The following is a 14,144-nucleotide window of genomic DNA, read 5'->3' as shown; positions in this document are numbered from 1 at the left end:
TTAAAAATCCGTTTTCTCTTAAAGTGCTGCTGTATATATTTTCACCGTATCCTCTAGGGTCATTTCCTTAGGATTACCTCCTGCACACACATCTAACAATGCATTTTTCGACATTAATTCAATGTCTTTTTCATCCACACCCAATTCCTTTAATCCACTAGGAATACCTACATCAGCAGACAATTTCTTGATCGCATTAATAGCCGCACTATTAGCATCTTCGATACTCATACCCGTTGTATCTACACCAAGTGCCTCTGCAATATCTTTAAATTTAGTTCCGCATGCATCCGCATTAAACTCCTCTACATAAGGCAATAATACTGCATTACAAACCCCATGAGGTAGATTATAAAAACCTCCCAATTGATGAGCCATAGAGTGAACATACCCTAATCCACAATTTGAAAATGCCTGCCCTGCAATAAATTGTCCCCAAGCCATTTTAGTTCTGGCCTCTACATTTTTACCATCTTTTACAGCATCTCTTAAGCTTTCTCCAATTAACTTAATGGCTTTAATGGCCAAAGCATCCGACCACTCATAAGCACCTAAAGTAACATAAGCTTCAATGGCATGCGTTAAAGCATCCATACCCGTAGCTGCCGTTAAAGCTGCTGGTTTATTAAGCATTAACAAAGGATCGTTAACAGCAATATCTACCAAACAGTTTTTATCTACCATCACCATTTTTACTTTACGCGCTTCGTCGGTAATTACGTAGTTTATCGTAATTTCACTTGCGGTACCAGCCGTAGTGTTTATGGCTATTATAGGTAGCGATTTCTTTTTAGATACATGTATACCTTCATAATCGATAATAGAACCTCCATTGGTAGCTAAAATACCAATAGCTTTACCACAATCCTGTGGAGATCCGCCTCCTAATGTTACAATACAATCGCAACCATTGCTCATAAGCACCTCTAACCCTGCATTTACATTTTCAACCGTAGGATTTTGCTTTACATCACTATAAACCACATAATCTAATTCAGCAGCCTTTATAATATTCTCAACTTGAGCTGCCATACCTATTTCAACCAACATACTATCGGTTACTAATAAGGCTTTTTTAAATCCTCTTGACTTAAACTCTTCTTCTAATTCTTTTAATGAATCTGGCCCTACAATACTCAAAGGCGGCAGATAAATTCTTCTTGATACGTTCATTCTATATTGTTTATTATTCTAGGCTATACTAATCCTGTGTTAATGCTATCTGGCTCATATCAAAACCTCCTAACTGATCAGCAATAACTAATGCAGCACCTAAAGCGCTAGCATTATCGATCTCTGACGTGAACACTTTTTTATTTGAAAAATGCTTTGTTAATAGGTTTATATATATTGGATTTCTGGCAAAACCTCCAGATACATACAACACTTCTGTTTGATCATTTTTAGGAATAATTAAATTAATTGAAGCAATACATAAAGTGGTTAATTCCATCACCATACGCGTATAGGCTTCGTCAAAAGTTGTGAAGCTAGATAGATCAATTTTCTCTAAACCATTATCAAACTCAGTTATTCCAAGTGGAAAGAAAACCTTACTATCTCCATGCTTCCCTTCTAAAGCTTTCGTTAATTCCTCTTGATAAGGAACCGTTTTAAAATAGTTCGCATCTATACCAAAATGCGCATTTAATTTCTCCACCAATTTCTCATGAAAATGCCCCATAAACAAGCGCGACGATTTAACTTGCTGCTTTTTAGGCGTTAAAAAACACAAACAATCACTATTTAATTGTTCGCTCGTGAGTGGTTCATCATTATATGGGTTCATACTAATACACCACGTACCGGTAGAAATCAAAATAAATTTTTCTTTCGAATTTTCTAGGTAAGGAACCAACGATGCAGAACTATCATGAATACCTACACCTGTTTTTATTTCTTTCCCATCGATTACTGCATTATAAACCGTATCGTTATTCACAGGTTCAGGAAGGTTAACTCCTTCGTCTTTTACCCATGGATGATATTGCATGTGATCAAAATCCCACATAAAAGTATGACACCCTATTGAAGTGGGCTCTGACGCAACCTGCCCTGTTAAAACGTATGATAAGTACTGCGGAAAGTGAAGCACATCTTGTACTTCATTCCATATATCTTTTTTCTCTTTCTTTAACCATAGTGCCTGTATGCCTGAATTCAACAACAATCCTAAGGCAGGACTTGCCGTTTGACGACAACACTCATTCACACCTCCATACTTTGAAAATAGTTTTTCCTGAATTTCAGGATCTACCTCTTTCAAGTAATTATAGATAGGGGTTAATAATTCGCCATCTTTATTCAAAAAAGCCAATGATGCACCATAGGTAGAAAAATTGACACCTTGTATATCATATTTACCTTCTTTAACAATGGAACTTAAAGTATCCACCATCCAGTCTTGAATAAGCTTAATATCATCACACTCAAATCCATCTTCATCAACTGAAGTGGCAAATTTTTGCTCATGCTGATAAGCTACTTTAAGATTCTGATCAAATAGCAAAATCTTTTTATTTGTTTTACCGATATCAAATACGGCTATTACTTTTGAAGTATCCATTATTTAGTTTGTTTTGACATTTGTCGTCTGTAATTCTCCACCTCCCAATTATCTATAAAGTCAATCTGCTCTTGTGTCATGGCTCTTGGTCCACCAAAAGATTCAGATAAATAACTCACCTTCATCATATCCTTAAATACATCTAATACTATTTTGGCCGACTTTTCACTCTCTTCGATACATACCAATCCTTTACCCTCAAAAGCAATTACTTTGGGGTAATAACCATTATCGTTTAAGAAGGCTTCTATTTGCGCATTCACATCATCATCAACACGGTTATATAAATATTTAGATTTGCAGTAAACGATATTATCTGGTGTAAAAGGAATGGCAACCTTTGAGAAAGCCTTTTCATCTTCAACAAAAAACTTAACTAACTCACTATTGTCGCAAATGCTATAAATAGCATCATTATTTCCTTTAATTTTTATTTGATGGGCAAGCGTTAAAAGCGCTTGGTTTTCTTGTGTATTTATGTCTGAAAGACAAGTAGGCGTTTTCTCTGTTAACTTACGGTCAATGGTAACATAGATTTCGTCAATCTCTTCACAAGTATCTGCTCCAACAAATACGCCGTGATTTTCAAGAAATATAATTTGTGCCTCTTTTTTAAATTCTTCTTTATAATCCTGCAGAGCAGCAACTACCTTTTTAAACAAAACATAACCTGGATCAGTGTATGGTACGTATACCGCATCATCTCCAAACAGTTCTGTTATCATTTTTTTTGATTCATTTGCACACAACAAACCGTTTACTAAGGTTGGGTGAGTATGCATAATAAATTTATATTGAATAACCTCGTGCATACTAGCCTCTACTGAGGGTCTTTTACCTTTTGGTTCTAGAATGGCTGACTGTAGGTCTTTTTTAACTTCTTCTTCTCTTAAACTGGCGTCTTTACTATAATTTCTTCTAGATAAAACTTGCATTAATTTACGATCGAGACAAACGAAACCATCTTCATCAATATCCGCCATTGATGTTCCACTTGCCTTTACCCACATTGCATAGTTGTTTTTATACGAACTATTTCCTCCTCCTGCAAGAATAAATTCGGGATTCTTTCCAAATTTATGTGATAAGCTTACTAATTTTTCGAGACTATTTTCCATTTTTTATAATACTTAGATACAGCGATTTTTTAAGGGAATAGCAAACATGATGGTACGTATTACATCATGAATTACTGATAAAAAAAGGCAGATAAAGAGTGGCTTGGGGCAAACAAGCACTACTCTTTTATCTACCTTCTATATTAATTATCTTTTAGATAATACTTCTTTCTCATAAGCTTGTATTTCAGAAATATAATCCTCACCTACAGCAACACCTTCTTGTAAACAGTAGTAATCCCAAACAGCACCAAATGGCTTAGTTTTTAATTCCTCAAGAAGAGCTAAACGCTCAAAGTTTTGCTCGTTTTCTTCGTACTTAACTAAAGTAGAAGTTGGCTCTAACATAGCAATCATAAATGCTTTTTGTGCAGCTCGAGTACCTACTACGTAAGCACCTATACGATTGATAGAAGCATCAAAGAAATCAAGACCTACATTTACACGATCAATAAAGTCGTTACGTACAATCTCAGAAGCAATCAATTGCACTTCTTCGTTTAATGTTACAACGTGGTCAGAATCCCAACGGATTGGACGCGTAACGTGTAATAATACTTCATCAACAAACTGAAGACAAGAAGAAATCTTATCTCCTACCACCTCTGTTGGATGGAAGTGACCATTATCCAAACAGATCATTTTGTTGTTCTTGATTGCATATCCTAAGTAGTAATCGTGAGAACCTACAGTCATAGACTCAGCACCGATACCAAATACTTTACTTTCAACAGCATCTTTCATGTGCTCTTTTGGAAAATCTTGCGCTAAACCTTCGTCTAAAGACTTAGTTAACTGAGCACGCATTCCGTTACGATCGATAGGTGTGTCTTTTGATCCATCAGGAATCCAAGTATTCAATACACAAGGAGTACCTAACTGCTTACCTACTTCAGCAGCAATCTCACGAGAGCGTTTCAAGTGCTCTACCCAGAATTTACGAATTTCTTCGTCTTTAGAAGATAAAGTGAATCCGCTATCCGCTTTTGGGTGAGAGAAAAATGAACCATTGAAGTCCATACCAATACCTTGTTCCTTACACCAATCAATCCAACCTTGAAACTGCTTAATGCTAATTTCATCACGATCAGCCATACCTTCAGAGAAATCACCATATAAAGCATGTACATTAACACGTTGCTTACCTGGTAACATTGACATTACTTTCTCTAAGTCAGCCATAATCTCCGCTGCATTACGCGCTTTTCCAGGATAATTACCTGTAGCTTGAATACCACCAGAAAGTTGTCCGTCAGGGTTTTCAGTACCCGATACATCATCTGTTTGCCAACAATGAAGACTTATCTTAATTTCGTTAATTTTTTTTAATACTGCTTCTGTATCTACTCCTAGTGCAGCATACTGCTCTTTGGCCAATTCATAGGCCTTTGTAATCATTTCTTTACTTGCCATAATTGATAAAACTTTATCTCTAAAAACTAATTTTAACTATTTCTATCACTGCAAAAGCAGTCGAATTACTCACTCAAAGATTATTTTAACCTTATCCTAAATTCACCACAAAAGTGGATAGTATAAGCACTACAATTCCTACTACTAAAAACACCATTGTTTTTTTGCTAACACCTTTCCATTCGCCCAAAGCGATACCCCATATATTTCCAATAGCAATATTCAATGCCATTAAAATACTCCATGCAAAAGGTGCAATATCAGCAGGCAACTGACTTTTTCCCATTCCATAAAAATGAAATTGCAAAAACCATAGAAACCCTGCTAAAAAGGTAAAAAAGACGTTATTAAGAAATATAGAAGGTGAAGAGGTAGTATAATCTTTATAGGTCTTATTTTTAATATTTAAGTAAACACAATAAACTAAGTTGGTAATAAATCCTCCACCTAGAATAAAAATTAAAGTTGGATTACTTTGGTATAATGGATTAATACCATGCTTAAGCGCTACCGCATCAATTGGTTTTCCTACTTCAAAACCATAACTAAAAGCAGCACTCATTAAACCAGCTAAAAATGCAATAATTAGTCCTTTCTTAAGGGCAAATTCTTTAATTGCCTCCTTACGTTCTTCTTCACTTAAGCCTTGATTTTTAAGGGCTCCTGCATATCCAATCAATGCAATACCTGCAATACATACAGAAACGCCTACAACCATTAAAATACCTACAGTAGAACTAAAAAGGTTTTCTCCTGCTACAATAGGTGGTATTAGAGTTCCAAAGGCCGCACAAAAACCTAGTGCAATACTTTGTCCCATGGCTATACCTAGGTAGCGAATACTTAATCCAAAGGTTAAACCACCTACACCCCATAATACTCCAAAAAATGCAGATAACCACTTAGATGATTCTGGCGCCTCAGCAATAATGGTAAATAAACTACCATCAGGCACAGTAAAAAAAGCGAATAACCATGGTGCTAATAACCATGCCGCTACTCCTTGCACAATCCAATACGATTCCCAAGCCCAATCCTTTACTTTTTTGAAAGGAACGTAAAAACTTGCAGCTCCTAAACTACCGATGGCTATCATGCCAATTGCACTCATTGCATTCATATATATTATAGATTTATTAGATGATTTATTAGCATCATTGTTATTTTTACACTTATTTTACCTTACAAACTTACTTGTAATAACAAGTTGCATCAATGCACAAAATGGGGTTTGATTTGCACTTTTTGGACTAACATGAAAGATTTTTTCAAATATGTAACTGCTAGTAATGAAGATAAAGATTGGGGACTGTATGTAAATGCCGCCGGCAAATCCATTATCCCCAAAGCCATAACCTACCCACCAACCGAACACCCTAGCGGCTACTATTTTACATGGAACAATGGACGTATTTTAGATGAGTATCAAATAAATTTCATTACAGAAGGTAATGGAATTCTTGAAAATAAACGTGGCAAATTCGCTGTAAAACCAGGCTCTTTAATGATTATACGCAAAGGAGAATGGCACAGATACAGACCTAATAAAGGAACAGGCTGGGTGGAGCATTATATTGGTTTTGATGGTATGTTAGCTGATCACTTTCTACAAAAAAATCAGGTATTGCTCGGACAGTCAATTATACATTGTGGCGTGAGGGAAGACTTCATAGATAGCTATTATAAAATCTTTGAGTTAGTTCAAAACGAAGATCCAGGCAATCAACATATCGCTTCAGGACTGGTGATTAAACTACTTGGTTATATTGTAGCTTGGCAAAAGCAACGTAATTTCTCAGGTAAACCGATTGAAAAACTTATTCAAGAAGCTAGGTTTCACATACGTGAGAATATTGAAGGCGAAGTTGACTTACAAAAATTGGCGGAAGATAATTGCATAGCCTATTCCTATTTTCGTAAGATGTTTAAAAAATATACTGGTATATCACCTCATCAATATCATCTCGAATTAAAACTTTTGCGAGCGAAGGCACTTATTCTTACAACAGATAAACACCTCAAAGAAATTAGTTACGAATTAGGATTTCAAAGCATTCATTATTTTAGTCGTCTGTTTAAGAAAAAAGTAGGGCAAAATCCTTCAGAATTGAGATCGACGGTCAAAAAATGATCTCTAATAAACCATTCTCAGCTTCAATAAATACAAAAACATATGAAGCGCTATATTTATATATACAGGCATATACATAATATGATATCATTGGTAAAGTCTAGCTAATATTATACACATGCCTAGTACTAGCATCTACTAATTTGTTTGAAAAAGTATACTCTTTTGTACAAACAAGATGTGCTAAAAACTATTTATTGGTATCTTCGATGATCATTTTGGTTACTAATTTCAACAAATGAAACTTTATGCAATTATTGCTTCATAATATGAAATATATACTTTCAAATTTGTATCTATTTCTCCTTTTTATCTCTTTAAACCTATACAGTTCTCCTTCAGAAATAAAATTTCGCCACCTTGATTATAGTCAAGGACTATCCAATAATCAGGTTCATTCCATATGTAAGGATCATAAAGGTTTTTTATGGATTGGCACTATGTCTGGCTTAAACAGGTTTGATGGCTACGATTTTAAAGTTTATAAACACGAACCTGAAAATCCAGAATCATTAAGCGACAATTTTGTTTTAAAAGTGTTAGAAGATGAAGAAAACTATTTATGGGTGCTTTCACGAAATAGTAATTTGTGTTTTTATAATCCTACCAAAGAGTTATTTGAAGTAGATCGCCCGCTAATGAAAAAAAACATACCTATACCTAGAAATTACATTTCGGATATAAGTAAAGATAGTAAGGGAAGAATTTGGGTTACTAACGATTTTTTTGGCATATACATCTATAACTTCACTGCTGATTCGGTTACTTATTTAAAAAAAGACCCCAACAAAAAGACTAGTATATCTTCAAATAATATATGCTCTGTCGCAGAAGATTCAAAGGGGGATTTTTGGGTGGTCAATCAGCAAGGAATTATAGAGAAACTAAATGGTAAATCATTTAAGGTAGAAGAGCGAGTTGCTGTATTTGAAAATGAAATTGATAAAAATGAAAATTTTAGAATATTTGTTGATAATGATGATGATGTCTGGGTGTATGTAGAAAGTAAAGGGTTAGGATTAAAACGGTATTCAACCAAGCTAAAAAGCATCAAGTATTATACCAATTCCTCCATCAATTATCGCATTAACAACAATGTGATTAAATCAATTGTACAAGATAAAAATAACCTTATTTATGTTGGCTTAGATCATGGTGGTATCAATATAATAAACAAAGCAGAAAGCTCAATTCATTCGCTTGTAAATGAAAAAGGAAATGCCAATTCGCTGCCAGACAATAGTATAACAACCCTTTATTGTGACAATACAGATATTATCTGGGTTGGAACTTATAAAAACGGAATAGCATATCATCATCCTGATTACTTTAAGTTTACTAATTATACGAACAACCCATTTCAGCCTAAAAGCTTGCCATATAATGACATCAACTGTTTTGCTGAAAACGATAAAGGAGAAATTTATATTGGAACAAACGGAGATGGCTTAATCACTTATAACCCTAACACAAACCACTTTAACGACATTCAGCATAAAATACCTCCCTCTGCTGATTCAAATACTGATGTCATTTTAAGTCTATTGTATGATTCCAATAACAGATTATGGATTGGCACATACTTAAATGGTTTAAAAATGATTGATGGTAATGCTATCAATCATTACAAACACGAACTTAATAATTCACATAGCATTTCTAACGATAGGATTTGGCAAATATTTGAAGATTCAAGAAATAATATATGGGTAGGAACTTTAGGAGGAGGTGTTGATTTATGGAATTCTTCCACGAATAACTTTAAGCATTACAATGTAAATATTAATCAGTCCATTGGAAGTGATTTCATTTATTCGATTGAAGAAGATAAGGAAGGAAATATCTGGTTTGGAACAATATATGGCGTTTATATTTTAAATTGGAAAACTCAACAATTCACCAAGCATTTAAACATACCCAACCAAGCAAAAACAATTAGTAATAACAAAATCTTGGTTGTAAAATGCGATTCTAGAGGTTGGTGCTGGGTAGGTACGAGTGATGGTCTTAACCTATATGATAACAAAACAAAAACATATCGGTGTTTTAGAAGACCTGAAGGATTACCTGACAATACTATATTAAGTATAGAAGAAGATGAGCAAAGCAACTTATGGGTAAGCACGCCTAAAGGTTTATCAAACATTAAAATTAATAACGTATTGGATGTATGGAACTTTAATTTTGATATTCATAACTATAATGAATCGGATGGCCTACAGTATGGTAGCTTTAATGAAAGAGCATCTTTTAAAACAAAAGATGGAGATTTATTATTTGGCCATACAAATGGCTTTAGTTCTTTTCATCCGCAAGCCATTGCAAACCTTAGTATTCCTAAAAACCTCTGCCTATTAAAATTTGAACTTTTTAATAAGCTAATTGAGCCCGGTGATGAAGTCAACGGAAGAGAAATTTTGAATAAAACCATCTCCGAATTAAAGGAGTTAAACTTAAAACATGACGAGAACTTCTTTTCTATATCTTTTACTGCATTAGATTTCTTTCATCCTGAAAAATTAATGTACCAATACCGTCTGGATGGCTTCAATAACACTTGGTTTGACGCCGACCCAATCAGTAGGAAAGCTACGTTTACAAACTTAAATCATGGCACTTATAAGTTTAAAGTAAGAGTATCTGAAGACGGAAAAAATTGGAGCAAAAAGGAAGCTTCATTAGTGATAAATATTCTACCCCCATTATGGGCAACACAATGGGCCATTATATTCTATATACTCATATTTTTAATCACCTTATTAGTGTTAAGAAAAATTGTGTTAGGGCGAGAAAGACTGTTACATCATAGAGAAAATGAAAAAAAGGAGCTTCGTCGTCAAGAGGAATTAAATCAACTGAAAATAAAATTCTTTACCAATATTAGTCATGAATTTAGAACCCCGCTTACCTTAATACTTTCTCCTTTAAAAGGGATTATTAAAAATACTTCAAATATAAATCAGCAAAATCAGTTAAAGTTGGTGGAGCGGAATGCGAACCGTTTACTTTCCTTAGTTAATCAGTTATTAGATTTTCGAAAAATGGAGGTAAATAAGTTAACTATTAATACTTCTATAGGCGATATAGTTTACTTTTTTAAGGATAAAACAGAAACGTTCAACTATTACTCTCAGGAAAAAAATATAGCTCTCATTTTTAAGTCAGAAATAGAGTCGCTACAATGCCATTTTGATCACGATAAGCTCGAAAAGGTAATCTTTAATCTACTCTCAAATGCTTTTAAATTTACTCCGGAACACGGTACAATTAGCGTTGAAATTAGTATCAATAAAACAAACCAAACTAAGAACCTTATTTTACAGGTAAAAGATAGTGGAATTGGTATTGCGGAGGATAAACAGAACCAAATATTCGAAAGATTTTTTCAAAACGAGAATGGCGAAGTTACCCAGCACAGTGGTAGTGGCATAGGGCTGGCACTTACAAAAGAGTATGTGAACCTACACAAAGGCACCATTGAGGTTAACAGTACCATCGGCAAAGGAAGTTGCTTTTTAGTTAGCATACCTATTGTAATTAACCAAGAAACAATAAACACCAAAGTAGAATCTACTACATTTAGTCTACCTAAGATATCGGTAGAAGATAAGCAACAAAATAGCAAGCCTAATATATTGATTGTTGAAGACAATGACGATTTAAGGTTTTATTTACTTGAAAACTTAAAAAGTAAATATAATACCCTTGAAGCCAGTCACGGTGAACAAGCGTTGAGTATAGTAGAATCGACCCATATTGATTTAGTAGTTAGCGATGTCATGATGCCTATGGTGGGAGGTATTGAGCTATGTTCAAAATTAAAACAGAATAGTAAATATGCGCATATTCCTATAATATTATTAACCGCAAGAACTACCAACGAGCAAAAGCTAGAAGGCTTAAAAGTGGGGGCGGATGATTATATTACTAAACCATTTAGTTTTGAAATATTAGAAGTTAAAATACAGAATATCATCAAGTACCGTAAAAGTTTACAGCGTAAATTTGTCTCTTCTGACCCAATTACCCCATCTGAAATATGTGTTACTTCTTTAGACGAAAAATTCCTTCAGAAAGCACTTGACATTATGGAAGAGAACCTAAGTAACAGTGATTTTTCTATTGAAAAAATGGGGCAATTACTAGGAGTCAGTCGCGCTCATCTATATACAAAACTAATGGCTATAACTGGTAAAACTCCAGCTGATTTCATTAAAATAATGCGCTTAAAAAGAGCTACTCAATTAATTGAAGAAAGTCAAATGACCATATCGGAGATTTCATATGAAGTAGGCTATAACGGTCCAAGGTATTTTACCAAGCACTTTAAGGGTTATTATGGTGTTACCCCTTCTAAATACCTACAATCAAAAAACTCTTCGGAGTAAACAGAATTGCATTTTTCGTTTAGGAGTAGCCATCATACTATAACGAAATACACCAAATAAAAAGGCTATGTTGTAAGTTTTTGCCTATTAAAGCAAATTAACTTAACAACATAGCCTAAAGCAACTAATGGTAGTTTTATATTATTTAATTTCTAGCTTTACTTCTTTTACATCCGCAGAGCTATTGCCTATCATTATCTTAAAGTCACCAGGTTCGGCAACAAACTCTTTATTAATATTCCAAAAGGCAAAATCTTTGCTCGTTAATTGAAACTCCACTGTTTTCTTTTCTTTTGCTTCCAATGTTATTCGCTTAAAAGCTTTAAGCTCTTTTATCGGACGAGTAACAGAACTAACCATATCACGAATGTAAAGCTGAATCACCTCATCACCTTTTATATTACTTGTGTTAGTTACTTCAACCTGCACAGCGATGTTCTCTCCATTAACTAATGTTGACTTTGATAAAACAGGTGTTGACATTTCGAAAGAAGCATAGCTTAAACCGTATCCAAAAGAATATAGCGGAGATATTTCATCATTTAAATAACCCCTTCTATCGAAAGGTTTATAATTGTAATAACAAGGAATATGGCCTACCGAACGAGGTATTGAAATTGGTAATTTACCTCCAGGATTGTATTCGCCGAATAATACTTGAGTAATAGCTGTACCACTCTCCTGCCCTAAATACCAACATTCTAATAATGCGTCAGCTTCCTCCGATACTTTGTTTACCGATAATGGTCGCCCATTATTTAAAACGACCACCACTTTTTTTCCTAAAGCCTTTAAACGATCAAATAATTCTTGTTGGCGTCCAAATAAATCAAGACTGGTTCTATCACCCATGTGATTGTATGCCCATGCTTCTCTTGATGTTTGTTCGTTTCCTCCAATGGCCAAAACAATAATATCCGCTTTTTTAGCTGTTTCAATGGCTTCTTCAATTAAAGCGTCGTCTTGTTCCTTCGTAGGTAATCCAACTTTAGCAGTATTCCACCCATCGGCACTGGCCATTTTATTTCCTTGCTCATCAATACCACTGGTCGTAGTTATTTTACACCCTTCTGCGTATAACACATCAACCTTATCACCTACTGTATTTTTTATACCTTCTAACAGAGAAACATCGAATTGTGGCCAACCACTATAACCTCCTAATAAAGAACGATCGGCATTAGGACCTATAACTGCAATAGACTTGTATTTTTTTATTTCAAGAGGCAAAGTATTATTTCTATTTTCTAATAGAGTAATTGATTTTAAAGCTGCCTCTAAAGCCAACTCTCTATGCGCCTTTCGGTTTACCACCTCGTGCGCCTTATCTGCATTAACATATGGATCTTCAAACAAACCCATTTTAAACTTTTGAATCAATAAGGGTAAAACCAATTCGTTAATCCTTGATTCTTTTACCTTACCTTTTTGAACCATCTCAACTAAATAAGGATAACAATCGGGTTTAGGTAACTCAATATTAACACCTGCATTTACAGCGAGAGCTGCTGCCTCAGATGGACTACCTGCCACCCAATTACCCCAATCTTCTACTTTCTGATATAGTTCAGATACTGCATAATAATCTGACACAACCACTCCTTTAAAGCCCCATTCTTTACGAAGAACATCGTTTAGCAACCATGCACTAGCATGTGAAGGAACCGCATCAATCTCATTATACGAAGCCATTACATTCATTGCATTAGCTTCTTCAATACACCTTTTAAAAGGAGGAAAAAATACTTCACGCAGTACTCTTTCTGAAACATTAACAGGTCCACAATTTGTTCCTGACTCTGGTTGTCCATGAGCAGCAAAGTGCTTAAGGGTAGCCATCACCTTGTCTTTATTTTTAAAGCTGGCATCACCCTGAAAACCTTTTACAGCTGCTACGCCCATTTCCGATACTAGATAAGGATCTTCGCCAAAAGTTTCTTCCACACGTCCCCATCTTGGTTCTCTAGCTACATCAACAACAGGTGTTAAAGCCAAATGACCTCCCCTAGCACGTATCTCAGAAGCCGACATACCATAAAGCTTTTCAATTAACTCAGGATCAAAAGTTCCTCCTAAAGCAATGGGTTGAGGAAAACTTGTTCCTTCAAGTGCGGCATGGCCATGCAAACTTTCCTCATGGAAAATAACTGGAATACCTAAGCGTGTTTCCTCTATAAAATACTTTTGAATGGTATTAGTATACTCCACCATTTCTTTGGCCGTTAGCTTATTTTTAAGCTTACTCGGTCTGCCTAACTGGCCAATACTATTGGGAAAGTTTTGCTTTGCCTTATTGGCATCCCACTGTCCTTTACTATCAAGTAACTCCTGCGCATTTTCTTCCCACACACAGGTCATTTGAGCAATTTTTTCCTCTAAAGTCATATGCTTTATAAGGTCGTATGCCCTTTCCTCTGGAGATAATGAGGAATCCTTGTATTTCAATTCACTTTTAAATGCTCCCATAACGATTATTATCACTAAAGAAGTTATAAGTATTTTATTCTTCATCTTAAATTAACTTATGT

The 14,144-nt window shown here is 34.8% G+C and carries 8 protein-coding genes; 2 read left to right on the top strand and 6 right to left on the bottom strand.

Annotation, left to right across the window (positions count from 1 at the left end; genetic code table 11):
* Positions 1 to 18 precede the first annotated feature (18 nt).
* The 5 genes from A8L32_RS11230 to A8L32_RS11210 form a co-directional block, all read right to left on the bottom strand.
* On the bottom strand, positions 19 to 1,173 hold the full coding sequence (locus A8L32_RS11230; protein ID WP_066630633.1) for an iron-containing alcohol dehydrogenase: 1,155 nt from the start codon (positions 1,171 to 1,173) through the stop codon (positions 19 to 21).
* A 28-nt stretch (positions 1,174 to 1,201) separates the two neighbouring features.
* Complete coding sequence (locus A8L32_RS11225; RefSeq protein ID WP_066630631.1) at positions 1,202 to 2,566, bottom strand: FGGY-family carbohydrate kinase; 1,365 nt, start codon at positions 2,564 to 2,566, stop codon at positions 1,202 to 1,204.
* On the bottom strand, positions 2,566 to 3,684 hold the full coding sequence (locus A8L32_RS11220) for a class II aldolase/adducin family protein (RefSeq protein WP_066630629.1): 1,119 nt from the start codon (positions 3,682 to 3,684) through the stop codon (positions 2,566 to 2,568). Before A8L32_RS11220 ends, A8L32_RS11225 begins: the two co-directional genes overlap by 1 nt.
* A gap of 147 nt (positions 3,685 to 3,831) precedes the next feature.
* Positions 3,832 to 5,097, bottom strand: a complete 1,266-nt coding sequence (locus tag A8L32_RS11215; RefSeq protein ID WP_066630627.1) for an L-rhamnose isomerase — start codon at positions 5,095 to 5,097, stop codon at positions 3,832 to 3,834.
* Between the two features lie 91 nt (positions 5,098 to 5,188).
* Positions 5,189 to 6,217 (bottom strand): L-rhamnose/proton symporter RhaT, encoded by a 1,029-nt coding sequence (locus tag A8L32_RS11210; protein ID WP_066630625.1) that lies wholly within the window; start codon positions 6,215 to 6,217, stop codon positions 5,189 to 5,191.
* A gap of 135 nt (positions 6,218 to 6,352) precedes the next feature.
* Between A8L32_RS11210 and A8L32_RS11205 the strand changes: the two genes are divergently transcribed.
* Positions 6,353 to 7,228, top strand: coding sequence for an AraC family transcriptional regulator (locus A8L32_RS11205; RefSeq protein WP_066630623.1), 876 nt, complete (start codon positions 6,353 to 6,355; stop codon positions 7,226 to 7,228).
* A gap of 269 nt (positions 7,229 to 7,497) precedes the next feature.
* Positions 7,498 to 11,616, top strand: a complete 4,119-nt coding sequence (locus A8L32_RS11200; RefSeq protein WP_066630621.1) for a hybrid sensor histidine kinase/response regulator transcription factor — start codon at positions 7,498 to 7,500, stop codon at positions 11,614 to 11,616.
* A 141-nt stretch (positions 11,617 to 11,757) separates the two neighbouring features.
* Here A8L32_RS11200 and A8L32_RS11195 read toward each other — a convergent pair whose 3' ends face one another.
* The gene (locus A8L32_RS11195; RefSeq protein ID WP_066630617.1) at positions 11,758 to 14,127 is read right to left on the bottom strand and encodes a glycoside hydrolase family 3 N-terminal domain-containing protein; all 2,370 of its coding nucleotides are present in this window, start codon (positions 14,125 to 14,127) and stop codon (positions 11,758 to 11,760) included.
* Positions 14,128 to 14,144: the final 17 nt, after the last annotated feature.

Source organism: Labilibacter marinus (assembly GCF_001659685.2).
GTDB lineage: Bacteria > Bacteroidota > Bacteroidia > Bacteroidales > Marinilabiliaceae > Saccharicrinis > Saccharicrinis marinus.
The sequence above is the reverse complement of the archived record's forward strand: the minus strand, read 5'-3'. Positions and strand labels throughout refer to the sequence as shown.